Source organism: Lawsonibacter sp. JLR.KK007 (genome assembly GCF_036941135.1).
Taxonomy (GTDB): Bacteria; Bacillota; Clostridia; order Oscillospirales; family Oscillospiraceae; genus Lawsonibacter.
In genome coordinates, this window is record NZ_JAYWSY010000002.1 from 258,717 (window position 1) to 285,622 (window position 26,906).

Here is a 26,906-nt window from a genome sequence, read left to right on the forward strand (position 1 = left end):
CAGGCCGGGAGGGCGCATGGACGCTTATACCGTTCCCTATTTTTCTTCCTCCCCTTTACTTCCGAATAGAGAGCCGGTATAATATAATTGCTATTGTAGCGAACTTTACAGCTGGATACAATATGCCAGCTGCATCGTGTTTGATATTTTCGGGGAGGGGATCGTCATGTACGCCTGGCTGAACGAACAACTGCAGACCAAGTTTGAGGTGGTCCGCCTTTTAAAGAAGAGTCCCCGGGGCAGCGTGGAGCTCATCCGGCACCGGGAGAGCGGCCGGCAGTTCATTCTCCGCCGTTTTACCGGCAACGGGGAGGTCTACCGGAAGCTGCTGGACTGCTCCTGCCGCTACCTGCCGGTGATCTACGAGATGGCGGAGCAGGATGGGGAAAATCTGGTGATTGAGGAGTTTATTGAGGGGGACACCCTGGACTTTTTGCTGAAAGACGCCCTGTTTTCCCAGGCGGAGACCAGGCAGATTGTCAAGCATCTGTGTCAGGGGCTGTGGGTGCTCCACTCCATGGCCGCCGTCCACCGGGACATCAAGCCGGAGAACGTGATTCTGCGGGGCCATGACGCGGTGCTCATCGACTTTGACGCCGCCCGCCTCCACAAGCCGGAGGCGGAGGCGGACACCCAGGTGCTGGGCACCACCGGCTTCGCCGCCCCGGAGCAGTACGGCCTGAGCCAGTCCGACGCCCGGACAGACATCTACTCCCTGGGGGTGCTGATGAACGTGATGCTCACCGGGGAGCACCCCTCCAAGCATCTGCCCGAGGGCCGGATGGGCCGGATCATTGAGCACTGCACCCGGGTGAATCCGGCCAAGCGGTATAAGAACGTGCTGCATCTGATGGAGGCGCTGTGATAGTGATGGACGATTGGAAACGCTGTCCCCACTGCGGGTCACAGCTCCCGAACGAGGCCGCTTTCTGCCCCCACTGCGCCGCAAGCATCCATCCGCGAACCGAGGTCAAGCCGCCCCGGCCTATGCCGGGGCGGGCGCTTCGGAACGCCCTGATGGCCCTCCTTATTTTGGCCATAGGGCTGACGTCCTGGTTCTGCACCCGGCCCAAGGTCTACGACAACGGCACCGCCGAGATCATCTACACCGACAACGACGGGAGTTATCAACTCCTTCTCAATTACTTCGGGGACCGTTTTCAGTCCATGACTGACTACTCGGAGGAGTTGGAGGAGGGGACCACCTCCAACAAGCCCTCCCGGCTGTTTGTCAACCACGTGGACACCGGCGTCAACGCCAAGGAGGCTTTCCTCCGCAAGGTGGAGGCCATCAATGTGGAGCTCCTGCGGGGTGGCGACAGCCTGGAGCCCTGGCAGTACACCCAGCCCCAGGCCTCAGACTACGACCTGGAGGCCGCCTCCCGAAGCATCCTGACCTACACCGACCGCAGCGGCGACATGGAGCTGCGCTGGAACATCCGCATGCAAAACGGCGACACCATCCGCCTGTACCAGCGGATGGCGCTGGGGGTGGTTCCCACCCGGCACTTCTACCCGGAGGACGTGCCCATGGACACGATGGATGACCTCCAGGCCCTGGTGGACCAGGTCAACGAGACCATCACCTCCGACGTGATCGTCTACATCCACCTGCCCGCCGTCACCTACGAGGGCAGTCTGCTGCTGGAACAGCGGTCCATGAACCTGATCGGCAGCGAGGGCCCGGACGGGGCACGCACCACCTTCACCGGCACCCTTCAGGCCACCGCCCAGAAGGGCTACATCTGCCAATTTCAAAACCTGTGCTTCACAGGAGACGGCGAGGGGGTGGGGGTGTCCGCCTCCGCCCGGATCAACTTCAACCACTGCCAGTTTACCGGGTGGCGCACCGGCGTGCTGTGCTACGGCAGCTCCTGGGTGAACATCAAAGACAGCGTCTTTGAGGACAACGCCGTAGGCTTCCACTTCAACTCCACCAGCGACAACCGAAACGACCACATGTACAGCGGCAACCTGTTCCGGCGCAACGGCACCGCCGTCCTGCTGGAGAGCGTCCCCAGCGATCAGCCGCTGTACTTTGAGGGCGCCCGCTTCTCCCGCAACGGCACGGACATCGACAACCGCTGCGGGCAGAAGGTGGATATCTCCCAGGCGGTCTTTGAGTAGTGCAGCCAATCAATATGAGACAGCGCCGAGCCCTTCCTGCGCGGAACGGCTCGGCGCTGTCTCTTTTATAGGTATGGAGCTACTGCGTCAGGTATACCCCGTTCCCCGCTGGCAGCCGGGAATTCATTTGAATTTTTGATGGAGCAGCCTGATTTCAAAGTGGTTGTAGTCCCGATTCAATTTTGCAAGAGATAATTTGCAGTATCGATCCGCTGGGTAAATCAAAACCTTGGAAAATATGGCCTGAAGCTCCGGCCTCTGCTCAATCTGCAGCCGAATCAGGGCCTGGGCAAAATAGACCGTTCCTAATTCTCCCGGGTCTTTGATATGTTCCACACTTTTTTGCGCAGAAGCAAGATAGTGCAGCACCTTGGGAAAATCATTCTCTATCATCATCGTCAGAGCCATGTAGCTGTCCAGAACAGGACGCCTCCAGAAGGAGTCAAATTCACCATAGAGGGAGTAGGCTTTTTCAAAGTATTCCTTCGCCTCATCAAACCGATTCATAATGTAGGCGTTTTTTCCGGCGTTGATATAAAAATAGGACAGGCTTGAGGAGACGTTACACCAGAGACACAGCGAAATGGCCTTTTGAAAGGCGCTCATGGCGGCGGGGTAGTTCCCCTCCGCCTGACGGATCTCACCAATATAATTGTGGGCCGCAGCGATATTTGTGCTGTATTTCCGGGCCATTTCCGGCGTAATGGTCAAAAGGGAGATGGATTTGTCCAGGGCCGCCTCAGCCGTTTTAAAATTACCGGCCATCAGATTATAGAGGCCCTTCAGGCGGAACATAATCCCGATCTGGTCATAGGCGTTGCAGCTGAGAGCCGCCTCAAGGCCGAGTTTTACATACCGTTCCATCTTTTTCAGATCGTGTATCTGAAGATAGAGCAAAATCATCTGTTTATAGCTTTCCAGCTCATACCACAGGTCGTTCATCTGTTTGCTCTTTGTAATCACGTAGGCAATATGTTCGGTGCCCTCGTCATAATTTCCATCCCTGATATGATAGCGCCCTTTAATATAGTTGAACTCCAGCAGCAGACGGTCCAGCTCCGCCGGATTGTCTGCTGCTTGCCCCATCTGTATAAAGTCCTCCTCCAGCGAGACGAATATTTCCCATATGCGATTGCGGGAAATATAGATGTTGGCTGTGGAGTCGGACTCCATTTCATCCAATGTGGGGAACATCTCGTGGTTGAAGTTCAAGACATGCTTCAGGGTGGCGATTCTGTATTTCATCGCCTTGCAGATATTTCCGGCCTGAGAGAAATGATAGATCAGTTTGGTGTTCAGCTTGATATTGTTTTGGGACGAGAACTGCTCCAGCAGCTGGGCAATCTGTTCATGAATCAGCTTTTTCTGCAGCTCCGTCTGCGTCATGTAGGCATATTCCCGGAGTTTGATGTGGGTAAAGAAAACAATGTGGTCCTGTTCCAAGGTCTGCTCTGCCAGAAGGGCTCTGTCCTCCAGCAGTGTCAGGCATTGAAACAGCTCTTTTTCGTCTCTTCCGGTGAGGATGGGCAGCAGGCTGACTGGTGCGCCGCCGTCAAAAAAAGAGACGATCTGAAGCAGCTCCAACTGCTCCGGACTCAGGTATAAGAAACGGGCCTTCAAGGTTTTCAGCATGGCCGGGGTCATGGTGTCAAGGCCGGCCTTCCGGCTCAGCATGCCGATGTACTCATGGAGGAAAAAGGGATTGCCCTCTGTCTCCGTATAGATTTGCCGCAACAAATCACCTTCAATTTTTTGCCCGGAGAGAGATTTTTCCAAAAAGCTATGGCAGGTCTCAATGCTGAACCGCCGCAGGGGTAAAACGGTCAGCTTTCCATGCTCCTGCAGCTCTGTCAACATGTCCTCCAGCGGTCGGATGCGCTGCACGTCCGCCGTGGCCAGCATCATAACCCGGCAGGCGGGCAGATTCAAGAGGACAGAAGTCAGCACCTGCAGGCTCTCGGTGTCCATCCACTGGAGATTTTCCATGGCGAGCAGCACCTTTCGATCCTGTGAGAGATTGATCAGCGCTTCGGTGATGACGTGGGCCAGCCTGTACAGGGGCGGACGGTTGGTTTGGGAGATATACCCCTTGCCGGGCAAATCATCGCTGAAATCGGGAAACACATCTCGCATCAGCTCGGGCCACAGGGACTGTATCCGCTCATCCCGGCAGATCAGAGGTTTGATCCCCTGGATCAGCCTGTTCCAGGGCCGCAGGGGCTGCTCGGACTCTCCTTGATAGCAGCTTGTCTCCAATACGGTCAGCCGGCCCGCCGCTTTTTCCAACAGCTGGCGCTGCAGCACGCTTTTACCCGATCCAAACTCTCCCTGGAACACCAGCGACAAGCTCTGTTCTCCCAGCTCAAACTCCCGCAGAAGCTTTTCAGCCGCAGCGAATTCCTGGAAACGTCCATATAAATGGGAGGACTGTTCGCTCCGCTCCTTGGACTGTCCCCCAAAGGTGATCCGCTTCAGCAGACTCTCATAAATCTCGGTGGTTTCCGGTTCCGGTTCGATGCCCAATTCCCTTTCCAGCCGCTTTACCAGGTCGAAATAGGTCTCGATCACCTTGCTGCTCCGTCCGGTTTCCAGATAGAAGCGCATCAAAAGCCGGTAGTTCCGCTCGTCAAACTCATCCATGGCGGTCAGTTGGCTGAGCAAAGACTCCAGGCCGCCGCACTGATGTGTGCGCAGGCCGTCCTCCACTTTTTTATAGCACTCCGCGGCAAATATCCTGGCAAATTTATCCCGTATGCCAGCGATCCAATACTCATAGGGGACGGCGTCTTTCAGATAGAAGCCCTGTAAAAAGTCCCCCCGGTACAGGTCCAAATTGGCGCCGGGGTCTGCCTCAAAGGCGTCCACATCCAACTCCAGCTCCAATTCCTCATTCAATACGAGAATGGACTTTTGAGATGCCACGATGATATCCTGCCCCACAGACTTTTTGGCCTGATAAAGCGCGTTTCGAATATTCTTTTTCGCGGTGACTCCGTCCACGTCGGGCCATAGAAGTCCTGCGACCTCATCCCGGCTGGCTACCTTTACCACAAGCAGATAGTATAGCAAAGCGTTTATTTTTCCATAGGGGAAGAAGCAGATTTGGCCATCTTTTGTGATCTGAGGAACTCCAAACAGCTTACATACATATTTGCTCATCGGTACCTGAACCTCCTTGAAACAAAACAGCGTTCCTTCCGCACTGTCTGTTACTGTAGCAGAAACAGTCCGGCATTTCAATCGTTTTGTCATGAACCATATTTGGAAAAACTGCCGTCTTGAGTCAGTGGGCGTCTTTTCCGCCTAGTGCTGGCAGAGCGAGGGAATAACCGTCAAATCCAACAAAAATACAGCAAATTTTCCGGGTTAATTTTCAGTCTTGAACACATTAGACGCAAATTAGACGTTAAAAACGTCTGCGAACCGGGAAAAGTCAAGGGATTCCCCATCATTCTGACTCGGAACGCCTTTTGACATCTCCGGGCGGAAGGAAGCCGTTCAGCGGAACCCGTCTCTTATTTGGACGGCACACAGACGATTTAGAGACCCGAGACCCCTATACTGAACTCATCTCCAAAGCAAACAGGTCAATTCCCTTACTATTTTTTCGACGAAAGGAAGGAACGGTTTATGGATTTCGGGTTCAATGACGAGTACAAAATGATACAGAAGATGTATTGCGACTTTGCGGAGAAAGAGATCAAGCCTCTTGCGGAGGAGATCGATGAAAACGAGCGCTTCCCCAAGGAGAGCGTCCAGAAGATGGCCGAAAACGGCATGTTCGGCATCCCCTTTCCGGAAGAATACGGCGGCGAGGAGGGCGACTACCTCTCCTATGTGATCGCAGTAGAGGAACTGTCCAAGGTCTGCGCGTCTACCGGCGTCACCTTGTCCGCCCACACCTCCCTGGGTTCCGCTCCCATCTATGACTGGGGCACCGAGGAGCAGAAGCAGAAGTATCTGGTTCCTTTGGCCAGCGGCGAGCGTCTGGGCGCGTTCGGACTGACCGAGCCCAACGCCGGAACAGACGCCTCCCGGCAGAAGACCACTGCGGTGAAGCAGGGCGACCACTACGTGCTCAACGGCTCCAAGTGCTTCATCACCAATGCCGGCGAGGCCGGTATCTACATTGTCATGGCCATGACCGATAAGGAAAAGGGCAATCATGGCATCTCCGCCTTTATTGTGGAAGACTCCTTTCAGGGCTTCTCGGTAGGCAAGCATGAAAAGAAGATGGGAATCCGCGGCTCCGCCACTGCCAGCCTGATCTTTGAAGATTGTGTTGTCCCTGCGGAAAACCTGCTGGGTAAGGAAGGCGACGGCTTTAAGATCGCCATGCACACCCTGGACGGCGGCCGCATCGGTATCGCAGCCCAGGCTCTGGGCATCGCGCAAGGGGCGCTGAACGAGGCGGTGGCCTATGTGAAGCAGCGCGAGCAGTTCGGCAAACCCCTGTCCGCATTCCAAAATACCCAGTTTGTCATTGCCAATCTGAGCAATCAAATCGAGGCGGCCCGCCTGTTGGTTTACCGCGCCGCCTGGGCCAAGGACAACCATCTGCCCTACTCCGTGGAGTCCGCCCACGCCAAGCTGTTTGCCGCTGAAACCGCTATGCGTGTGACCACCGAGTGCGTCCAGCTGCTGGGCGGCTACGGCTATACCCGGGAATATCCCGTGGAGCGCATGATGCGCGATGCCAAAATCACCCAGATCTATGAGGGGACCAGCGAGGTTCAGCGGATGGTGATCTCCCGAGCCCTTCTGAAATAAGCCTGTTGGGAGCCATACAACTGTTTTGAAAGGCGGTGCGTTACGTTTGGATGAAAATAAGGTTTCTCAAGAACTGTCAACATCTGCGGACGATGCGGCGGCAGGGCGGGACCTGGACAACCGGGTGGGCGTACCGGTTGACTACGGAACGCTGCGTCTCCCCAGTATCCTGAAATTCCTGCTTTTTTCCGCGATTGGCATATGGATATTCTTTCTTCCAATTTCGGTTGGGGAAACCAGCGGAGTTCCCATGGTTCTTTTGATCGATGCGGTAAAGGCGCGTCTGGGCTCAACGGCAATGAACGGGCTGGTTTTGATTACCTGCGCCGCTCTGTCCGTCACATTTACCATCGCTAAAATCACAAAAACCGGCCCAATCGCCCGGTTCCACGCGAAGGACGGGTGGGGCACCGGAATCCTCTACTACCTGGCCGCCATGTTCTCTATCATGGTCACTGCGGGCGTGGGCCCCGCCATCATCCTGGATGAAGAGGTGGGGGGACAGGCGATCGGTCTGGCTGGGTCAACCCTTTTTACCGTGACGATTGCCGGCTACCTGGTTACGTTCCTGATTGAGTTTGGGATTCTGGAATTTGTCGGTACGCTGATGGAGCCCATTATGCGCCGGGTATACAAGCTTCCCGGCCAATCGGCGGTAACGGCTGTGTCTGCCTTTGTTGCCGCTCCCGCCGTTGGTGTGTTTATGACCAACCGGCTGTATCATGACCGCATCTACACGGAAAAGGAAGCCTGCTGCGTCGCAACCAATTTCAGCGTTGTCTCGCTGGGATTTTTCGCTCTGCTGGTTTCGATTACGGATACCGTCTATATGTACAGCAAGGTGGTTCTGACGTCGCTGATTGTAGTCTTCATTCTGGCCGCCATCATGATTCGCATTCCTCCCCTTTCCAGGAAGCGGGACGTGTACATCAACGGAAGCGAGCAGACGGCTGACATGAGAAAGCCCATGCGGTATAACCGCAATACCCTGCGCAAAGCCCTTGCGGCAGCTACTACAAAGGCGTCCGGCACTTCCTATCGCGTGTTCCTGACCTCGATTCCCAGTGTGCTGTCCTTTGCGGTCAAGATTGTAACTTTTGTTCAATCCATTGCGGTCATCGCCCTGCTCATCAGCACTCACACCCCGCTGTTTCAGTGGATCGGGATTCCAGTGATTCCCTACCTGGAGCTGATGCAGCTGCCGAACGCCCAGGAGGTCGCTCCCGCTACGCTGGTGGGCATTGCCGAGATTGCCCTGCCGGTTATGACGATTGCCGGACAGGCGATCGCTCCTGTCAGCATCTTTTTCGTGATTGTGCTCTCCACCGTACAGATCATCTTTTTTACAGAGAGCGCCAACGCCATGATGCAGTCCGACCTGGGACTCACGTTTGTTCAGCTGGTTGTTATTTTCCTGATCCGCACGGTGATTGCCATCCCCATTGTGGCTGGCTTCGCTCATCTGCTTTTCTAGCGGATACCATCGAAACAAGCTTTCCCTGAAATATTATTGTTTTGGAGGTGCATCGTTTGAAACAAGTTCTTTCCGGAATACGAGTTCTGGACTTTTCCCAGGTGTTGGCCGGCCCGTTCTGCACGATGAATCTCGCTGACTTCGGCGCTGAGGTCATCAAGGTGGAGCGCCCCGGCTCCGGGGACGGCAGCCGCATCTTCGGCCCCTTTGTTGAGGAGCAAAGCGGCTACTACATTCTGGTCAACCGGGGCAAGAAGGGGGTCGCCCTGGATCTGAAAAAGGGAAAAGAACTCATCTATGAGATGGTCAAATCCTGCGACGTGGTGGTGGAGAATTTCAAGCCTGGGGTAATGGCCAAGCTTGGCTATGCCTACGAGGATTTGAGCAAGATCAACCCCAGGCTGGTTTACTGCTCCATCTCCGGCTTTGGCCAGACCAGCCCCATGCGGGACCTGCCCGCCTATGACATTGTGGCGCAGGGCATGTCCGGCATGATGAGTGTAACTGGCTACCCCGACGGCAAGCCCGCTCGGGTGGGCAGTTCTCTGGGCGATGTCAGTGCCGGCCTGTTTGCGGTCACCGGCATCATGCTGGCGCTGTATCACCGTGAGCGCACTGGCGAAGGACAGTATGTAGACATCGCCATGTTGGACAGTGTTTTCTCGTTCCTGGAAACCAATGTGGTCCGCCACACCATTGGCGGCGTCCACCCCACTCGGGTCGGCGCCCGCCACCCGCTAAGCGCCCCTTTCGACATTTACATGTGCAAAGACGCGCACGTCATCATCGCGGTGGCCAGCGACGCCCAGTTTGCCAAGCTGTGTGAGATGATTGGCCAGCCGGAGCTGGCCCGGGACCCCAGATTCGACTCCGACCCCCACCGTTCGGACAACGATGTGGCGCTGAAGGAAATTCTGGAGGAGTTCCTGAGCAATTACACCGCAGCGGAGGCTATGGAGATGATGCAGGCCCGTTCCCTTCCCTGCGGCCCCCTGTGTACTGTGGACGAGGCTTGCCAGAACCCCAGTATTCTTCAGCGGGACATGCTGGTGGATATCCACCAGCCCGGCGCCGGCAAGCTGCGGATTACAGGAAATCCCATCAAACTGTCCGAGACGCCCCCAGATCCCAAGCACCCCGCCCCGCTGCTGGGTCAGCATACCAAAAGTGTGCTGACGGAGACGTTTGGCTTCTCTCAAGAGCAAGTAGCCAAGTGGGAAGCGGAAACGATTATTTAATCCATTCCAATCAATACGAGGAGGAAATTATTATGGAATTCAAGTACACGGAGGACCAAATTGCCCTGCGCCGCGCCGTCCGCGAGTGGGCCCAGAGCTACCTGGCCCCCAAGGCCGAGGAGATCGACGTGAACAACCGCTTTCCCACTGAGACCATCGAGGCCCTGGGCGAGCAGGATCTGATGGGCCTGGCCTATCCCGAGGAGCTGGGCGGCGCCGGATACGACGCCATTTCCGAGGCCATCGCTATGGAGGAAATCTCCGCAGCCTGTGCGGCCACCGGGTCCATTATCACCGGCCACTACCTGGGCTTTGACGCCCTGTATCTGGCTGGAAGCCCGGAGCAAAAGGAAAAATGGCTGCGGCCTGCTCTGGAGGGCGAGAAGTATGCCGCGTTCTGCCTCACCGAACCTGCCGGCGGTTCCGATATGACCTCGAACAAGACCACCGCCGCAGAGGATGGGGATGACTATGTCATCAACGGTGTGAAGCACTTCATCACCGGCGGCGCCCACTGTGACTACCTCTGCTGCTTCGCCATCACCAACAAAGAGGACCCCCGCCGCGGTATGACCTGCTTCGTGGTGGAAAAGGGAACCCCCGGCATGGAGATTGCTTCCGAGGACAACAAGATGGGCATCCGGGGCGCCCGCACCGCTGAAATCGTGTTCAAGGACTGCCGCGTGCCCAAGGCCAACATGGTGGGCAAGCTGAACGAGGGCTACCGCCTGGCCCTGGACGTGGTGGACCGCGGCCGCATCGGCATCGCCGCCATGTCAGTGGGCATTGCCCAGTCCGCTCTGGATCTGGCTGTCAAGTACGCCAAGGAGCGCGAGGTCTTTAAGCGGCCCATCGCCAAGTTCCAGGGCATCCAGTGGATGCTGGCCGATGCGGCCACTCAAGTCGAGGCCGCACGTATGCTTACCTACTATGCAGCCGACCTGAAGGAGCAGGGCGTCCCCTTCACCAAGCAGGCCGCTATGGCCAAGCTTTTCGCCGCTGAGGCTTCCCACAAGGTGGTCGATATCGCGCTCCAGGTCCACGGCGGATACGGCTACATGAAGGAATATGCCATCGAACGCATTTACCGCGACCAGCGCATCACCGAGCTGTTCGAGGGCACCTCCCAGGTCCAGCGCATCGTGATTGCCGGCCAGCTTCTGCGCTGAGCTGTCTTTCAAACGGCAGTTCTGCCTGTGTCCGCACAGGCAGAACCGCCCTCTCCCTAATTTTATCAAACAGCGCGCCCCAGGCGGGCGCCCGACTGGAGGAAATTGTATGAATATCATGGTATGTGTCAAGCAAGTACCTGATAACGCGGTTGTTCCCAAGCTGGACCCCAGCACCGGGAAGGTGATGACCCAGGGGGTGGAAACCATGGTCAGCCCCTTTGATCTCAATGCGATCGAGGCCGGTCTGACCCTGGTCTCGGAGCACGGCGGCGAGGTCAGCGTAATCACCGCAGGCGATGACTCCTGCAAGACCGCACTGCGGATCGGTCTGTCCATGGGAGCGGAGAAAGCTTATCTGGTCTGCGATTCCGCTCTGGAGGACTCCGACACCTGGGCCACTTCCTACACCCTGGCCAAAGCCATTGCGTCCATCGGCTCCTTCGATGTGATCCTCTGCGGCAAGCAGGCCATCGACGATGACGCCGGTCAGGTTGCCGCCGGCATTGCAGAGCAGCTGGGCATCTCCCAGGTCACCTACGTCAATGAAATCAGAGAGGTTACCGCCAGTTCCATCATCGTCAAGCGGGTCTGCCCCGCCGGTGAGGAAGTGGTTACCGCCTCCCTGCCTGTGGTGCTCTCCTGCGAGAAGTCTCTGAACGAGCCTCGCTACCCCACGCTGAAGCGCACCCGTATGGCCAACCGTGTGGAAATCCCCACTCTGGACTGCGCAGCCATTGGAGCGGACGCTGGTAAGGTCGGCAAGAACTCCCCCTCCGCCGTAAAACGGCTGTATACTCCCGCCCCCCGTCAGAGCGGCGAGATCCTCAAGGGCGAGGCGGATGAAATTGCAAGGACCGGCGTCCAAAAGCTTGTTGACCAGAAGGTCATCTGATAAAGGGGGAAGGAAACATGTCTAATAAGAACAGCATATGGGTCTGTCTGGAGCAGACCAACGGGAAGATCGCCAGCGTTTCCTATGAGATGCTCAGTCAGGCCAAGAAACTGTCCAGCGCGCTGTCCGGCGAGGTCTGCGCCGTCCTCCTGGGCAGCCAGCTGGACGATCTGAAGCAGGAGCCCTTCCTCTATGGCGCGGACAAGGTCTACGTCTGTGACGACGAGCGGCTGAAGGACTACCGGACCGACAGCTACTGCCAGGTGCTGGACGCCTTGGTGAAGGAGAACGCGCCTGAGGTTCTGCTGATGGCCGCCACCACAAACGGCCGGGACTTGGCCGCACGTCTGGCCAGCCGTCTGGAGACCGGGCTGGCTGCCGACTGTGTGGACTTAAAGCTGGAGGACGGCGAGTTTGTCGCCACCCGCCCCATGTATGGCGGCAACATTATGGCCGATATCGTATTTTCCGAGAAGCGGCCCATCATGTGTACCGTGCGGCCCAACGCCTTTTCCAAGGATGAGGCGGACACGGGCAGGTCCGGCGAGATGGTCGCCGTGCCCTTCGGCGGCGGAGAAGATCCGATTCGCACCCAAGTCCGCGAGATTCTGTCCAAAGCTGGCGGCGAGATCAGCCTGACCGACGCCCAGATTATTGTATCCGGCGGCCGGGGGCTGGGCGGCCCCCAGGGCTTCGACCTGATCCGTGAGTTTGCCGGCGCCTTGAATGCCGCCGTGGGCGCTTCCCGGGCCGCCGTGGACGCGGGCTGGATTTCCTATGAGCACCAGGTGGGCCAGACCGGCAAAACAGTCGGCCCCAAGCTGTACATCGCCTGCGGTATCTCCGGCGCCTTGCAGCATTTGGCCGGTATGAAAACCTCCGACGTCATTGTAGCAATCAACAAGGACGAGGAAGCCCCCATCTTTGAGATTGCCAACTATGGCATTGTGGGAGATCTGTATCAGGTCATCCCTGTGATGATTGAGGAATTCAAGACGGTCCTGGCCAGCCGGTAACTGCACCGCGGCCGATGGTTTCGCCATAAAAATTTAAAAAAGGGGTAACGATTATGACAACACAAGACGCTATGACCATTAAACTGGACTATGATCTGCCGGAGTATCCCTCCTTTGATCCCCAGTACCGCCGGGCCCCCCGCCGGGAGTCCCACCTGTCCCAGGCAGACAAGGCCCTGGCCATCAAGAACGCCCTGCGGTACATCCACCCCGACCATCACGCCCAGATGGCCAAGGAGTTCGCCCAGGAGCTGGAGGAGCACGGCCGCATCTACGGCTACCGCTTCCGCCCCGCCGGCAAGCTCTACGGCAAGCCCATCGACGAGTACAAGGGCAGCTGCACCGAGGCTAAGGCTTTTCAGGTGATGATCGACAACAATCTGGACTTCGAGGTGGCCCTCTACCCCTACGAACTCGTCACATACGGCGAAGCCGGTCAGGTGTGCCAGAACTGGATGCAGTACCGCCTCATCAAGAAGTATCTGGAAGTCATGACCGACGAGCAGACCCTGGTGGTCATGTCCGGCCACCCTCTGGGCCTGTTCCACAGCCACAAGCTGGCCCCCCGGTGCATCATCTCCAACGGCCTGATGATCGGCATGTATGACGACCAAAAGAACTTCAACCGTGCCACCGCCATCGGCGTGGCCAACTACGGCCAGATGACCGCCGGCGGCTGGATGTACATCGGCCCCCAGGGCATCGTCCACGGCACCTTCAACACCCTGCTGGGCGCCGGCCGCACCAAGCTGGGTATCCCCGAGGACGGCAACCTGGCCGGCCGCCTGTTCGTGTCCGCCGGTCTGGGCGGCATGTCGGGCGCCCAGGGCAAGGCCGCCGAGATTGCCGGCGCGGTATCCATCATCGCCGAGGTGGACGAGTCCCGTATTATGACCCGCTACACCCAGGGCTGGGTCAGCGCCAAGACCTCCAACCTGGACGAGGTTCTCGCCATGACCCAAGAACACCTGGCCAGCAAGAGTCCCTTTGCCATCGCCTACCATGGCAATGTAGTGGATCTGCTGGAGTTCCTGTATGAGAAAGGCGTCCATGTAGACCTGATGAGCGACCAGACCTCCTGCCACATGGCCTACGACGGGGGGTACTGTCCCCAGGGCCTGACCTTCCAGCAGCGCACCGAGATGCTGGACAAGGACCCCGACGGCTTCGCCAAGCTGGTGGATCAGTCCCTGCGCCACCACTACGAGATGATCTGCAAGTTCCACGACAAGGGCACCTACTTCTTCGACTACGGCAACGCCTTCCTGAAGTCTGTGTACGACGCAGGTGTGGTGTCCGTGTGCAAAAACGGCGAGAACGACCTGGACGGCTTTGTCTTCCCCTCCTATGTGGAAGATATTCTGGGCCCCTTCCTCTTCGATTACGGCTATGGCCCCTTCCGCTGGTGCTGCCTGAGCCGCAAGCCCGAGGATCTGGATAAGACCGACATGGCCGCCGCCGAGTACATCAAGGCCCACAACCGCCGCTATCAGGACAACGATAACTACATCTGGCTGCGGGACGCAAAGAAGAACAAGATGGTTGTGGGCACTCAGTGCCGCATCCTGTACGCTGACGCCATGGGCCGCATGAACATCGCCCTGAAGTTCAACGAGATGGTCCGCAACGGCGAGATCGGCCCCGTTATGCTGGGCCGCGACCACCACGACACCGGCGGAACCGACTCCCCCTTCCGTGAGACCTCCAACATCAAGGACGGCTCCAACATTATGGCCGACATGGCCACCCAGTGCTACGCAGGCAACGCCGCTCGCGGCATGAGCCTCATCGCCCTGCACAATGGCGGCGGCGTAGGCGTGAGCAAGTCCATTAACGGCGGCTTTGGTATGGTGCTGGACGGCTCCGAACGGGTGGATCAGATTCTGCGGATGTCCATGCCTTGGGACGTGATGGTAGGCGTGGCCCGCCGTTCCTGGGCCCGGAACGAGAACGCTCTGTCCACCGCAGCCGAGTACAACAAACTATACGAGGGTCAGGACCACATCACCCTGCCCTATATGGCTGACGACGCCATTGTTGACAAGGCCGTTCAGGAAATGAAGGACTGATGGATTGCCATGCATCCGTTCCGCGCAACGCCCTCAAGGGCTGACTGCTGGGAATAGGCCCGGACGTGCCGGAACACCTCAAACTGAACTGCGGAGCGCAGCTCACAGCCTGAAGGCTGTAGGTTCAAGTCCTGTCCCCGCAACCAAAATCGAAAGCCCGTTATCCATTGGGGCACAGTGGATAGCGGGCTTTCGTTATGCTTGAATTTGGGTAGTTTGGTCGTTGTGTGGTCGTTGTGTGGTCGTTGTTCCCCTACCCGGCTTTCTATGATCTGGATCGGGATAGGCTTTTGACCGGCACCATGCACTCGAAGCTCTCCACAGTGCTGAACCTGGCCCCGCAGGAAGGGCAGCGGCGCTTGCGATGGATCGTACCGTCTGCCGCCTCCCTGGTGTTGTAGACCTGGCTGTCCTCGCCGCAGATTGGACACATACGGGCAGCATGATTCATCGACCGTAATCCCTTGTTGCCCATGATACATCCCCCTATTATTTGCAGTCACGTCCCAGAAGATAGTCCGTGGAGACCCCAAAGAAATCGGCGATGGCTTCCAATTTGCTGATTGTCGGTTCCTGTTCACCGCGCTCATATAAAAGTATTCTACTTTTGCCCATACCGCATAGTTCACTAAGAGCGCGAGCACTCAGCCGCCGTTGTTTGCGCAGTTCTTGAAGACGTTGTGGGAATATCAGATTATTGCACACAAAACCACCTCATTTTTAGGGCCTGCGAAATCTGCGGATAGCCATCTTTTTAGGGCCTCGGAAATCTTAGATTAAGAGCAGGAGGGCGCATGGAGCAAAGCCCACACGCCTCCCTCTATCAGCTCTATTCCGTGCCGCTGAGCGTGTCAGTGACGGGCTGGGCCTGGTAGTAGATCGCCTTGGCCTTGTTGTCCAGGACAAAGGCGTCATAGCAGATGCGGCCCTCCACAAGGCTGCCGCTGATCCCGGGCGGGTTCTCATGGATGGTGTAATCCTCCAGCTTGATGGGGGCCACGGTGGCGCAGGGGTGGGCCACCATGAAGCCGAACCCAGCAGGCAGGCGGTTGGCGGGAATCTTCTGCACGGTCATGCCGTCCAGGATGCCGATTACGCCCTTCAGGCGCAGCTCGTTCCCCACGTCGGTCTCCATGGTGATGTCCTTGCACTTCTTCATCAGCGCATAGGTGGCGGGGGTGACCACCAACACCCGGCCCGTCTCGGGGACTTCTGCGTCGTCCAGGGCCTGAGAAGCGGCCAGAATTTCGGGGTACAGGTTGGCGGAGGTCAGAGCCAGGGCGGCGGGTTTGTGACCGGCCTTCTGGCACATGAGGGCGTAGGTGTAGGCGTCCACCTCGGGAATCACGACTTCACGGTTCTGACGGGCCAGAGCGGACGCAGCGGCCAGCTGCCGGGCGGTCTCGTCGGTGTCCAGCTTGTCAATGGCGAAGGTGAAGGAGCGGTCCTTCTTCAACGTGAACTCCTCGGTGGTGGCGTCCAGGGCGGCCACAGCGCCATACCGGCTCCACTGACCTTCAGCGGGGCCTTTGCGGCCATAGTCGTTCATGGCGCTGGTAGTGATCTTGTAGACCTTGATGGTGTGGGCGCCGGTCCAGTCAAAGTCCTGATTGGTCAGGAGGGCCTTTTTGCTCTGTGTGGAAAACTGCTCGTCAGTATAGGGCTGGAATTTGGTTGCCAGGTCAATAGGCATTCGTTCTCATCCTTTCAGCTTTTGGGCCCGAACGCTGCCGCAAAGGGGTCTCCCAGCATGGACATCGTGCCCGTCCCCGCTGCATAGGGGGGCGGGACCTCATCCGCCCGGGCAATGGCCGGGAACTTCTCCACAGCTACGCCCACAGCCGCCTTGAACTTCTCCACGTCGGAGCAGTCCAGGACCTCCAGGAGCGCGGCGGGAAGCTTCTTGCTGTCCAGGTAGTCCCGGCAGTCCAGCCGGGCCTCGCGGGCCTTCAGGGCCTTCTCTCGCTCGTCCTCCGGGCTGGGCTTATCCCTGTCAGCCCGATCCCGGGCCAACCGCTCGGAGACGATCCGGTTTACATCGTCCTGTGTGAAGAGCTTGCCGCCTTCCCCCTTTGCGCCGGGGTCGGCTTTGGCGGCCTCCAGGTCCCGGCCATGCTCCGCCAGGATGGCGTCGATCACTTCGTTGGGGAGAGGCTGGCCGTTCACCTGGAAGTTCTTCAAAAATTCCTTGTTCATAATTACCTCCGTTTTACGCCCTGAGTCGGGCTAAATAAAAAGCGCACAGGAGAACAGCTATAAAGCTGCTTTCCCATGCGCTTGAACGCTAACCTTGCGGCGGTACTCCTGTGCCTTTGTTAATATTATACCACAGGGGGGACTACTGGTCAAGGCTTTTCCCTAGAGCCGCAGGCGGTCCAGGGACAGGAACGGTCACATAAATGTGCATAAAGGGCGGGTGACGGTCACTTTTCCGCACCTTCGCCCCAGGGTGCCGCTGGAGGAGAGCCGCCAGATCAGCGGCGGCCTCCTCCTTTTCCTCGGGCTGGTATGTACATTTCCACTTCATGCGGACAGTCCCCTTCCATAGATCAGCTGGGCTTTTGCCTCCCTGCCTGGCGGGGCCAGTTTATTCTTGGTCACCTTCACCCGCATAAGGTGACCAATGATGTCCGTTCTTTTCTTGATGGGTTCCACCTTGTATGTATCCAGCCGCAGGGCCGCATAGAAGCCGATAGCCTTTCCTCCGGTCGGCCGCTCCGGATTCCCATACACAACGTCCGGTTTGGTCCGCATTTGGTTTACCAGAATGAGGGTGCAACCAGAGTGGTGAAGCGCCCGGGCCAGGATAGGCAGAGCCTTTGACATGACCTTTGCATGTGTTTCTTTTGGGCTGCACACAGCATTGATACCACACGCACGATCCGCCTCAGTGGGCAGGGCAGCCACAGTGTCTATCACAATGGAGCCAAACGCCCCGCTTCCTGCTGCAAGGAAACAGGCGTCCAGGGTTTTCTCCAGAGTGCCCACATCCAGCCGGTAGAGCTCTCCCGCTCCACGGAGCATGTGCGGGCTGAGGCCGTGATCCGCGTCAACGTAGAGCGTGGGCCCGGGGAGTTGGGCGGCCAGGTGGAGTGCAAGGGTGGTCTTGCCGCTGTCCTCGCGGCCGTGGATCTCCACGATCCGCCCCCGGGGGATACCGCCGCCCAGGGCATCGTCCAGCTGGGGGAACCCGGTGGACACGACCTCCTGCTCCGGGAGGCCATAGGTGGCACTGGCCTCACACTTCCGGTTGATGGTTGCCAGTAATTCAGGATTCATACTTGCAATCCTCCTTGTCTTTCTGTAGAATAGGAGGCGGAAACGGTTCTCTCTATTCCATTTCCGCCTTGCCGTCCTCGGTGTTCGCTGCACCGGGGGCGGTCTCTTTTTCCAAAATCCCAATCGTTTGGGATTTTGCCCTCTTCGCCTTTGCGAGTGTGCGGTCAAGCTCGTCCCGCTCCTGGGCCAGATGGGCCACGGCGGCGGTAAGCAGCTCAGGGTCTTTGCAGGTGTCCAGGCTGACCACCTCCCCCCGGTCCCGGAGGTAGACCACCGTCCGCACACCGTCCTGATCCCGGGCCTCCAGACACGTGACAAAGATCGCCAGCTCAGCCAGCCCGAAGGAGACTTCCTGAGGGCCATAGGGCTGGGGCTCGGGGTTGCGGCGCGCTGCTGCGTCCTTGGTATTGCTATTCATCGGTTTGCTCCTTCCTGATTTCGTCAGCGTTGACGGATTTGGGCGACTGCAGCTCATGCATCATCACGCAATTTATTTTGCAGGCTCTCCAAGCTATGAGCGATGGAGGTAATGGCACAGGTGCCATCATACGCCAAAGCGCAGCGGTCCGGTCTGCACACGAAATCTTCAAGATCAGCGGTACTTGCAAAGAACAGCGGGCAAACTCTCATATGGTCTCACCTCCTTCAAATCCGCAATTCATTCTTTTGCAGATCACTTATGATTTTCAATTCCACTCTCTTGTTCCTCCTTTGTGTGGCAGACATACCCCAAAATAAAACGTTCATTTCGTTCTTTTCGTTCTATGACTGGAATGGCAGGAACGAAATGAACGTTATTTTTCACTATCTGTCTGCCACGGCAATTCTTGTTGACCGTCATCAGGCAGTTCTTCAAACTGCCCAAAGTTCTGATAGTAGAAGCTGTGTTTCTTGCCCGCAGTCCCATGACTGGATGCAGCATGAACGATTCCGTCGTACTCAAACAGGGGCTTTTCAAGGGCTGTGATCTCTCTCCCCAGCTTCTTAGTGCTGAGAGACAGGTAAGTTTGGGCGATATACTTCCCGGCCTCCATCAGTTCTGATGCGGTGCCGTCCCAGCGGTACTCCAGGGACTGCTCCAGCAGTTTCTTGACGGTCTTGACAATGGGGCTCTGATTGTACTCCAGCCGGGCCCGCTGCTCCGCCAGCCAATCTACCGCCCCCAACTGCTCCCACATACAGCGCTCCTCATCGAAGCGGATCGCCGTGTCGCTTTGCCGCACATCCCGCCCCGTGATATGCAGCACGGCCTCGCAACCGTCGCGCCTGTCTTTTGTGATGGTCCATACGGTATCCGCCGCGCCCATAATTCCGTTTGTCCCGGAAATCATGTTGAATGGGTCCCCATCGTCTCTCATTTTCCGGTTGTGGTGGAGAAACTGGACAGATAGAGCGTACTTATCCATAAACTCCTTGACAACCCCCATTTCCCGATAGTCCTGGGCGTACGCCGCTTCTCTGGAAAGGCTCTGTCCCCTGATTTTCTGGAGCGTGTCAATGATGAAAAACTTGGTGTCCGGTTTGCGCTGTAAATGGTCGTCCAGCGTGTCCAGCAACCCCCTGTCCAACGTGGGCGCCTTTGTAGTAAAGCCGAACAACGGCGGCGCAGGAGCTTTGCCCCAGACTGTTTTCATACGGCTCTGCAGGCGCTGCAAACTGTCCTCCAAGGCCAGATACAACACACCAGTCTGATGGGTGTCGTGTCCCAGGAAGGACTTGCCAGAAGCGAGACAGAGGCCCAAATCAAGAACCATCCAGCTTTTCCCGATCTTGGAGGCGGCGGACAGTAGGCTTGTCCCCTCTGGGAGAATGCCGTCCACCAAATACTTGATTGGGGGCAGATTCGCTTTCTGGAGGTCTGGCGCGGATATTACTTCCAGCCCCTTTATCTCCTTTTTCGGTGCCTTCTCGCTCTGGTCGCTTCCGGCCCGCTCCTTAGCAAAGAACAGATCCGTGACCCCCAGCCCCATAGCCTGGACGATTTGATATCTTTTGCAGCCATGGGCGCACGCAAGCACTATCTCCGCCGCCCCCTTGGTCACGGTCAGGCCGGGGCCGTTATGGGCGGGACATACAGCGCTCCACTGATTCTGCCCGTGGGTCTCCACCCCCTCCAGGCGGCTTAGAAACTCATTGATGCTCAAGCTGCCGCCTCCTCATCCATACAGGTAATCCCACTTGGCCTTGTCCTCCTGGTGCTCTGCGTACTTTCGGATCAACTCCTCCAGGTTGATGGTCATGGACAGCTTGTCCGGCTGGCCGATCTCGATGACGGTGTAGCCCTGCCGGTCACAAATCCGCTCGATCAGCTCCGTGGAGCTCTGGCCCACCAGCTGGGCGGCCCGCAGCTGCTCCTTGGTCACGGGGACGGTGATGGCCTCCTCCTTGCCGGTTCTGTGGTCGTGAACCACCAGCGGGAACACCCGCGCAGTAATCATGATCTGGTTTTTCATGCTGTTTGCTCTCCCTTCAGATAGTCGATTAGCAGGTCAACATTGACCAGGTACTTGACGCCTGCCCGGACGCTGGGCAGCTGCCCGGTTTTGATAAGACGTCTGATGTAGTGCTCAGTGATGGCGCAGTCCGGGTCCTGCTCCCGCAGGAACTCTACAGCTCCATGGGGTGTGCGCATTCTTGGGATTGCCATGGTCTACACCTCCTCAATGAGGGCCGCCGGGTCCACACTGAGCGCCGCCGCCAGTCTCCGCAGGGTGGACAGCTTCACGGTCCCGCCGTTGTTGCTCCGGCTGATGGTGTTGATGCTCACCCCGGACACCGCCGCCAAATCCCGGATGGATTCCACTCCGGCGTTCAGCATGGCCAGCGCCAACTTGCTTTTGCTGATTCGCACTTTCTTCTTGCACTCCTTTCGATTTTGTGGTATGTTGTGGGTAGTTCTTACTACAATGAGATAATATCTTATTTGAGTAAGAATGTCAAGCCACATTTCTTACTCGAATAAGATTTATGAAATCTGCACAAGATTGGAGGTGTTTTTTGATGTTCTATGAACAATTTCTTGTTCTATGCCAGAAAAATGGCACATCTCCAGCCGCTGTAGCACGAGCATTAGGGCTTGGTAACTCAACCACCACTGTTTGGAAAAAAGGCTCCATCCCAAAAGGCGATACTCTCCAGAAGCTGGCGGACTATTTCGGGGTATCGGTGGATTATCTGCTGGGCATATCGGACAGCGCATGGGCAAAGGCTGAGCAGCAGATCAGGGACACATCCAGCCCGTCCATTCTGGGCGAACCGCTCCCGGAGGACGTGCAGCGGGTGGCAAGCTCCATGGAGCAGATGAATGAGGAGGGCCGGGGGAAGGTGGTGGATTACGCCGAGGACCTGGAAGCGTCGGGCCGATATAAAAAACGTGGTGCGGCTGGAATGGGCAAAGAGGCGTAACCAGGAGCGCCCATAGCGGCGTTTTCCCGCTCCGGAGGGTACAGCTACCACCCCGCCCCAGGATGGCTCAGATGGGCCGCAGGAGGGCTGAGAGAGGGCTTGAATCGGCAGGCGCTTGCCGATTTCCCTCAGCAAGACCAAATCCGACAGCGCCGTCGGATTTGAGCACAAAAAACCGCCTCGGTGCAGCGAACACCGAAGCGGTCAGAGATGCACAAAAATAACCCATCGACTAAACAAGGCACCTTTGCGCCCTTTTATGATATCATATCGGGGCAAGGGTTGTCAAACATGAAAGGAGCAATTATGGCAACCTATACAAAACGCGGCAATTCCTACCGGATTCGTGCCTCTGTGGGCTATACCCCGGAGGGCAAGCAGGTGATGAAGAGCCGGACCTGGACGCCCACACCAGGAATGACGGAGCGGCAGATTGAGAAGGAGCTTACCCGACAGATGGTCCTCTTTGACGAGGAGTGCCGCGGCTCGTCCCTCACCGATGGCCACATCAAGTTTGAGGCTTTCGCCAACCAGTGGTTCACGGAGTATGTGGAAAAGGCCCTGGGCAAGAAAACGCAGGCCAACTACCGGCAGATGGCCCCACGCATCTATGAGGGCATTGGGCACCTGTACATGGACAAGATCACGCCCAGGCAGCTCCAGAAGTTCGTCAACGGTATGGATGGGCTGTCTCCCAAAACCATCAAGAATCATCTGTCGCTGATCTCCTCCGTCTTCACCTACGCTGTGAGGATGGGGATGGTCCAGCACAATCCATGCCGGGCCGTCACGCTGCCGCCACTGGAGACAGGGAAAGAGAAGGCCTGCTACACCCTGGAGGAGGCCCAGGCTTTTCTTGACGCCTTGGCCAGTGCCCCGCTCCGGTGGCAGGTGTTCTTTTCCCTGGCCCTGTTCGGCGGCTTCCGCAGGGAGGAGCTGTGCGGCTTTGAGTTTGACGACTTCGACATGGAGCAGCACACTGTCTCTGTCCGTCGGGCATCACTCTACACCAAGAAGGACGGTATCTTTACCGCTCCCACCAAGACCGCCAAAAGCCGCCGCACCTTGAAGCTGCCTGCGTGGATCTTCGACATGGTAAAGCAGCTCCGGGCGGAGCAAATCACGCAACGGCTCGCCCTGGGGGATCAATGGCATGAGTGTGGGCGTCTATTTACCAAACTGGACGGTTCCCCAATCTCCCCCGAACAGCCCTATAAATGGCTGAAACGATTTTGCAAAGAAAATAGGCTCCCCTTCCTGGGCATTCATCAATTCCGCCATTTGAACGCCTCGCTGTTGATTTACACTGGTGAAGATGTGCGCAGCGTCTCCGCTGCCCTGGGCCACAGCCAGACCTCCACCACACTGAATATTTACGCCCACACCTTCGAGACCGCCCAGGCCCGTGCCTGTGATGCCTTGGCTAAGGCGCTGCCGGTGAAATTCGGGAAGAAACGGGCGTGATATGTGGTCATTATTTGGTCGTTATTTTGGCAAAAGGTAACGACCAATGGAGGCAGGATACAAAAGCCACAACACGAAAGTGCTTGTGCCACAATGGGTTGCGCAACTCACGCAACGACACAAAAGGCGGGGTATACTTTTCAAGTCCTGTCCCCCCAATCACGTCGGAGCAAGCTGCATATCGCTTGCTCCGACTTTTTTTCAAAAGTCAGAGCGCGCTCATTGCGCTGCTCCTCCTTTCCAAATCGAACCCGCTTCGCTGGGCTTCGATTTGGTTTTGGGCGCAGTCTCAAAAGAAAATCGATTTTACCCACTTATTACAAAAAACCGCTGTTTTCTGGTGAAAACAGCGGTTTTTCATTGGAGAACAGTGTGATAAGGACGTTTGGACTGCCAATCACATGGGCAGACGGTTCGTGGATGGCGGCGGGCTTAAGCCGTGGGCTGCTGATTGGAAAATTTGGTATATGCCAGGCTCACCTTATCCTTTGGCGCCTGCTCCACCTGATACCAGCCCTTGGCCTGGGCCATGCGGAACAGATCGCTCTGGGTCTGATGGCTCTGGTTCAGGATGCGGAGAAAGTCATCCCGCAGAGCCAGGTTGACGCATTCAGAGGCGTAGGTGTCATAGTTGGACGACATTTTCTTCTCGCTGCAGATAAAATCGGTCATTCGCTCCTGATCGTTCATGGGTGCTCCTCCTTTGTCAACGCAGATAGTTCAGCAGGGTGTTGTAGTTATTCCGGTGCTGGCTGGCGCAGGACTGAAACTTGCTGATCAGCTCCTGGTCCTGGCTCTCCTGGACGGCGGCGAGGTACTTGCAGTGGAGCACCCGTTCAAAATCCAGCTGGTCGGACAGGGCGGTGAGCTCCTTGCTGGTGAGATTGGCCATGGAAAACTGCCTCCTTTCAACGCGGGGTGATCCCCGGTGCTGGCAGTTAGTGTGTCTGGCTCAGCTGTTTTTATGCGGGACTTTTGGATTTCCCTGGGAATCAAACTCCCAGACCAAATGGAGCTGGCCGTCCCGGCGCTCCACCCGGGAGAAGCAGAACAGGGCGGGCAGGCGGACCGGCTGGTCGGTGCGGAAGGGGGCGGACAGGGAGAAGGCCCCCTCTTCCCGGCGGCACAGCATGGCCCCTCGGAGCCTGGCCTGGAGGAGCGGGTCCCGCACCATCCGCTCCGGGTGCTGTTCGCAGTACCACCGCCCGCCGGACGGAGCATCAAAGGCGAAGGCCAGCGCCGCCTCCGCCCGGAAGCGGGGCCAGCAGCCCGCCCGCTCCAGGACGCCGACGGACAGGGTGCGGCTCAGCCGCAGCACACCGTTTTCCGGAACCAGCGTGCCCAGCAGGAACCTGCCTCCGTGATCGCCGTGGAGCCACACCTTATACAGCCCCCGGCCGTCGGAGGGACGCTCCGCCGTAATCTGCACCCGCAGACCCTCCTGCCGCAGCGCCAGCACTCCGCCGCCCCCCATGGCCAGCCGTTCTTCCATTTGCTCCGCCCCCTCTCCCGCCATTCTATGCGGCGGGAACGGAAAAATCCACCTGGAAGCCTGCATTTCGGAACTGACCGCAGCGATCATACAGAATGGGAGGCCATGGCTTGGAGCGGGACTCGGCTGGAAAAATCAGATTGGAATAATTCCCGGAAAATCAGGAAAAAACTGTTGCAAAGGCAAAACAAGTGTGGTATACTACCAAGGCATTATGCGTGGGAGTGCGGATCATCCGCCCGGTGCCCGGAACAAACCGGGTTGGCGGAGGACATGATGCCCCCAGAAGAAGAACTGAAAAACAGGAGGAAACAAATTATGGCAGTCGTATCTATGAAGCAGCTGCTGGAGGCCGGCGTACACTTCGGCCACCAGACCCGCCGGTGGAACCCCAAAATGGCCACCTACATCTACACGGAGCGCAACGGCATTTATATCATCGACCTGCAGAAAACCGTGAAGAAGCTGGAGGAAGCCTATAACTTCGTCCGTTCCCTGGGCGAGAAGGGCGAAACCCTGCTCTTCGTGGGCACCAAGAAGCAGGCCCAGGAGGCCATCAAGGAAGAGGCCAGCCGTGTAGGCATGTACTGGGTGAACGCCCGCTGGCTGGGCGGCATGCTCACCAACTTCAAGACCATGCGGGGCCGTGTGGACCGTCTGGCCCAGCTGAAGAAGATGCAGGAGGACGGCACCTTCGACATGCTGCCCAAGAAGGAAGTTATCAAGCACATGGGCGAGATCGCCAAGCTGGAAAAATACCTGGGCGGCGTCACCGAGATGCGTAAGCTCCCCGGCGCCCTGTTCGTGGTGGACCCCCGCAAGGAGCGCAACGCCATCAACGAGGCCCGCAAGCTCCACATCCCCATCGTGGCCATCGTGGACACCAACTGCGACCCCGATGAGATCGACTACGTCATCCCCGGCAACGACGACGCCATCCGCGCCATCAAGCTGATCTCCTCCGTCATGGCCAACGCCATCCAGGAGGGCAAGCAGGGCCAGGACGCCGCCCCCGCCGAGGAGGCCGCTCCCGCCGCCGCGGAGTAAGCTAGGAATCTTTCAGCGCCCGCCCAGGCGGGCGGGCGCTGTCTTTTACAAAACAAATTGGAGGTAATTTATTATGGCAATTTCCGCAAAAGACGTACAGAAGCTGCGCGAGATGACCGGCGTAGGCATGATGGATTGCAAAAAGGCCCTGGTTGAGGCCGACGGCGACTTCGACAAGGCCATTGAGTGGCTGCGGGAGAAGGGCCTGGCCGCTCAGGTGAAGAAGGCCGGCAAGGTGGCCGCCGAGGGCGCCTCCTGCGCCTTTGTGGCCGACAGCGGCGTTGGCGTCATCCTTGAGGTCAACTCCCAGACCGACTTTGTGGCCAAGAACGAGGTGTTCCAGGGCTTTGTGAAGGACGTGGCCTCTGTGGTGGCCGCCGAGGACCCCGCCGATGTGGAGGCCCTGAAGAACTGCAAGTACCCCGGCACCGACCGCACCATCGCCGACGTCACCGCCGACAAGGTGCTGGCCATCGGTGAGAACATCCAGATCCGCCGCTTCGTCCGCTATGCCGGCGGCGTGAACGTGCCCTATATCCACATGGGCGGCAAGGTTGGCGTGCTGGTCAACCTGGAGGTCGAGGGCATCGACGCCGCCAAGGTAGTGGAGCTGGGCAAGGACGTGGCCATGCAGATCTGCGCCATGAATCCCACCTACCTGGACAAGTCCGACGTGAGCCAGGAGGTGCTGGACAAGGAGAAGGAGATCCAGCTGGCCGCCATGGCCAACGACCCCAAGATGGCCTCCAAGCCCGACAAGGTGAAGGAAGGCATCGTCATGGGCAAGCTTGGCAAGTACTATGAGGAGAACTGCCTGCTCCAGCAGGCCTTTGTCAAGGAGAACAAGATCTCCGTGGAGAAGCACGTGGCTGCCGTGGCCAAGGAGCTGGGCGGCAAGATCGCCGTGAAGGCTTTCACCCGCTTCGCCACCGGCGAGGGCATTGAGAAGGCCGAGGACGACTTCGCCGCCGAGGTCGCCTCCATGATCAAGTAAACGCCCCGGTCGTTGTCCACTTCACATCCGACAGAGTGTCCCTAATATCTTGACCCACAAAAGGGCCCGAGTGATTCACTGTCACTCGGGTTCTTTTCTTTATTTTCATCGGAATGTTTGCCGAAACATTTTGAATGAACGTGTTTGGACCGAGAGAAGATAATCCAAGCCTGCAAACTCAAGGGACCGGCTTGTTCGTGTTATTTTTCTCATATCTCTCTCTTGACGGACTAAAATATGCTCCTTTATCATGTTAATGTAGCGTTATCATCGTCTGGTTCACAAATGGACGGCGTCCAAGATACACGCGCCGGTGATTGCGCCCGCATCAAAACGCATCGTCTCAGGTACATCGGCCGGCCAACGATATTCTGGAGGGACCGTGATCAGGCCATCTTCGTCCAAAAAACGCCAACTGATGCAGACTGCCTCGATGCCCGCCTGATGAATCGCTCATAGAGACAGTC

At 57.6% G+C, this 26,906-nt stretch carries 29 protein-coding genes; 13 read left to right on the plus strand and 16 right to left on the minus strand.

Features of this window, described 5'->3' with window-relative positions:
- Positions 1-166 precede the first annotated feature (166 nt).
- A complete protein-coding gene (locus tag VV088_RS11050; protein ID WP_334600727.1) occupies positions 167-865 on the plus strand; it encodes a protein kinase domain-containing protein in 699 nt (232 codons plus the stop codon).
- Between the two features lie 5 nt (positions 866-870).
- Positions 871-2,127, plus strand: coding sequence for a zinc-ribbon domain-containing protein (locus tag VV088_RS11055; RefSeq protein ID WP_334600728.1), 1,257 nt, complete (start codon positions 871-873; stop codon positions 2,125-2,127).
- A 123-nt stretch (positions 2,128-2,250) separates the two neighbouring features.
- On the opposite strand, the gene VV088_RS11060 is transcribed toward VV088_RS11055, so the two are convergent.
- Positions 2,251-5,286, minus strand: a complete 3,036-nt coding sequence (locus tag VV088_RS11060; protein WP_334600729.1) for a BTAD domain-containing putative transcriptional regulator — start codon at positions 5,284-5,286, stop codon at positions 2,251-2,253.
- A 471-nt stretch (positions 5,287-5,757) separates the two neighbouring features.
- Between VV088_RS11060 and VV088_RS11065 the strand changes: the two genes are divergently transcribed.
- The 7 genes from VV088_RS11065 to VV088_RS11095 all read left to right on the plus strand — a co-directional run bounded on the left by VV088_RS11065 (position 5,758) and on the right by VV088_RS11095 (position 14,758).
- A complete protein-coding gene (locus VV088_RS11065) occupies positions 5,758-6,897 on the plus strand; it encodes an acyl-CoA dehydrogenase (protein ID WP_334600730.1) in 1,140 nt (379 codons plus the stop codon).
- Positions 6,898-6,943: 46 nt separating this feature from the next.
- The gene (locus VV088_RS11070; RefSeq protein ID WP_334600731.1) at positions 6,944-8,371 is read left to right on the plus strand and encodes a YjiH family protein; all 1,428 of its coding nucleotides are present in this window, start codon (positions 6,944-6,946) and stop codon (positions 8,369-8,371) included.
- A gap of 56 nt (positions 8,372-8,427) precedes the next feature.
- The gene (locus VV088_RS11075) at positions 8,428-9,609 is read left to right on the plus strand and encodes a CaiB/BaiF CoA transferase family protein (RefSeq protein WP_334600732.1); all 1,182 of its coding nucleotides are present in this window, start codon (positions 8,428-8,430) and stop codon (positions 9,607-9,609) included.
- Between the two features lie 32 nt (positions 9,610-9,641).
- Positions 9,642-10,778 (plus strand): acyl-CoA dehydrogenase family protein, encoded by a 1,137-nt coding sequence (locus tag VV088_RS11080; protein WP_334600735.1) that lies wholly within the window; start codon positions 9,642-9,644, stop codon positions 10,776-10,778.
- A gap of 109 nt (positions 10,779-10,887) precedes the next feature.
- Positions 10,888-11,673 (plus strand): electron transfer flavoprotein subunit beta/FixA family protein, encoded by a 786-nt coding sequence (locus tag VV088_RS11085; protein WP_334600736.1) that lies wholly within the window; start codon positions 10,888-10,890, stop codon positions 11,671-11,673.
- Positions 11,674-11,690: 17 nt separating this feature from the next.
- On the plus strand, positions 11,691-12,689 hold the full coding sequence (locus VV088_RS11090; protein ID WP_334600738.1) for an electron transfer flavoprotein subunit alpha/FixB family protein: 999 nt from the start codon (positions 11,691-11,693) through the stop codon (positions 12,687-12,689).
- A 53-nt stretch (positions 12,690-12,742) separates the two neighbouring features.
- Positions 12,743-14,758: a urocanate hydratase gene (locus VV088_RS11095; protein ID WP_334600740.1), complete on the plus strand. Its 2,016-nt coding sequence runs from the start codon at positions 12,743-12,745 to the stop codon at positions 14,756-14,758.
- Positions 14,759-15,023: 265 nt separating this feature from the next.
- Here VV088_RS11095 and VV088_RS11100 read toward each other — a convergent pair whose 3' ends face one another.
- The 12 genes from VV088_RS11100 to VV088_RS11150 form a co-directional block, all read right to left on the minus strand.
- Positions 15,024-15,233 (minus strand): NrdR family transcriptional regulator, encoded by a 210-nt coding sequence (locus VV088_RS11100; protein ID WP_334600741.1) that lies wholly within the window; start codon positions 15,231-15,233, stop codon positions 15,024-15,026.
- Positions 15,234-15,247: 14 nt separating this feature from the next.
- Positions 15,248-15,463: a helix-turn-helix domain-containing protein gene (locus tag VV088_RS22780; protein WP_442913148.1), complete on the minus strand. Its 216-nt coding sequence runs from the start codon at positions 15,461-15,463 to the stop codon at positions 15,248-15,250.
- A 124-nt stretch (positions 15,464-15,587) separates the two neighbouring features.
- A complete protein-coding gene (locus VV088_RS11105) occupies positions 15,588-16,451 on the minus strand; it encodes a hypothetical protein (protein ID WP_334600743.1) in 864 nt (287 codons plus the stop codon).
- Positions 16,452-16,465: 14 nt separating this feature from the next.
- Complete coding sequence (locus VV088_RS11110) at positions 16,466-16,954, minus strand: hypothetical protein (protein WP_334600746.1); 489 nt, start codon at positions 16,952-16,954, stop codon at positions 16,466-16,468.
- Between the two features lie 142 nt (positions 16,955-17,096).
- A complete protein-coding gene (locus VV088_RS11115) occupies positions 17,097-17,285 on the minus strand; it encodes a hypothetical protein (protein ID WP_334600748.1) in 189 nt (62 codons plus the stop codon).
- The gene (locus VV088_RS11120; protein ID WP_334600749.1) at positions 17,282-18,037 is read right to left on the minus strand and encodes an ATPase domain-containing protein; all 756 of its coding nucleotides are present in this window, start codon (positions 18,035-18,037) and stop codon (positions 17,282-17,284) included. Before VV088_RS11120 ends, VV088_RS11115 begins: the two co-directional genes overlap by 4 nt.
- Positions 18,038-18,089: 52 nt before the next feature.
- A complete protein-coding gene (locus tag VV088_RS11125; RefSeq protein ID WP_334600750.1) occupies positions 18,090-18,455 on the minus strand; it encodes a hypothetical protein in 366 nt (121 codons plus the stop codon).
- A gap of 53 nt (positions 18,456-18,508) precedes the next feature.
- Complete coding sequence (locus VV088_RS11130; protein ID WP_334600752.1) at positions 18,509-18,667, minus strand: hypothetical protein; 159 nt, start codon at positions 18,665-18,667, stop codon at positions 18,509-18,511.
- 164 nt (positions 18,668-18,831) lie between these two features.
- Positions 18,832-20,181, minus strand: a complete 1,350-nt coding sequence (locus VV088_RS11135; protein WP_334600753.1) for an AAA family ATPase — start codon at positions 20,179-20,181, stop codon at positions 18,832-18,834.
- Positions 20,182-20,193: 12 nt separating this feature from the next.
- Positions 20,194-20,490, minus strand: coding sequence for a hypothetical protein (locus tag VV088_RS11140; protein ID WP_334600754.1), 297 nt, complete (start codon positions 20,488-20,490; stop codon positions 20,194-20,196).
- Entirely contained in the window at positions 20,487-20,684 is a 198-nt protein-coding gene (locus VV088_RS11145) for a DNA-binding protein (RefSeq protein ID WP_334600755.1), read from the minus strand. Before VV088_RS11145 ends, VV088_RS11140 begins: the two co-directional genes overlap by 4 nt.
- Positions 20,685-20,687: 3 nt before the next feature.
- A complete protein-coding gene (locus tag VV088_RS11150) occupies positions 20,688-20,888 on the minus strand; it encodes a helix-turn-helix domain-containing protein (protein WP_334600756.1) in 201 nt (66 codons plus the stop codon).
- A 149-nt stretch (positions 20,889-21,037) separates the two neighbouring features.
- Between VV088_RS11150 and VV088_RS11155 the strand changes: the two genes are divergently transcribed.
- Positions 21,038-21,442: a helix-turn-helix domain-containing protein gene (locus VV088_RS11155; protein ID WP_334600758.1), complete on the plus strand. Its 405-nt coding sequence runs from the start codon at positions 21,038-21,040 to the stop codon at positions 21,440-21,442.
- A 306-nt stretch (positions 21,443-21,748) separates the two neighbouring features.
- Positions 21,749-22,906, plus strand: a complete 1,158-nt coding sequence (locus VV088_RS11160; RefSeq protein ID WP_334600759.1) for a site-specific integrase — start codon at positions 21,749-21,751, stop codon at positions 22,904-22,906.
- Positions 22,907-23,338: 432 nt separating this feature from the next.
- Here the strand turns inward: VV088_RS11160 and VV088_RS11165 are convergent, their stop codons facing one another.
- Genes VV088_RS11165 through VV088_RS11175 form a run of 3 tightly spaced genes read right to left on the minus strand, consistent with a single transcriptional unit; the run spans position 23,339 to position 24,398 of the window.
- Positions 23,339-23,596, minus strand: coding sequence for a spore coat protein (locus VV088_RS11165; protein ID WP_334600760.1), 258 nt, complete (start codon positions 23,594-23,596; stop codon positions 23,339-23,341).
- Positions 23,597-23,612: 16 nt separating this feature from the next.
- On the minus strand, positions 23,613-23,798 hold the full coding sequence (locus tag VV088_RS11170; RefSeq protein WP_334600761.1) for a hypothetical protein: 186 nt from the start codon (positions 23,796-23,798) through the stop codon (positions 23,613-23,615).
- Between the two features lie 60 nt (positions 23,799-23,858).
- Positions 23,859-24,398, minus strand: a complete 540-nt coding sequence (locus VV088_RS11175; protein ID WP_334600762.1) for a hypothetical protein — start codon at positions 24,396-24,398, stop codon at positions 23,859-23,861.
- A gap of 318 nt (positions 24,399-24,716) precedes the next feature.
- Here VV088_RS11175 and rpsB point away from each other — a divergent pair, with 318 nt between their 5' ends.
- Together rpsB and tsf are read left to right on the plus strand one after the other, a co-directional pair.
- Positions 24,717-25,445, plus strand: a complete 729-nt coding sequence (gene rpsB / locus VV088_RS11180) for a 30S ribosomal protein S2 (protein ID WP_334600763.1) — start codon at positions 24,717-24,719, stop codon at positions 25,443-25,445.
- 73 nt (positions 25,446-25,518) lie between these two features.
- Entirely contained in the window at positions 25,519-26,439 is a 921-nt protein-coding gene (gene tsf / locus VV088_RS11185) for a translation elongation factor Ts (RefSeq protein ID WP_334600764.1), read from the plus strand.
- The last annotated feature ends 467 nt before the right edge of the window (positions 26,440-26,906 follow it).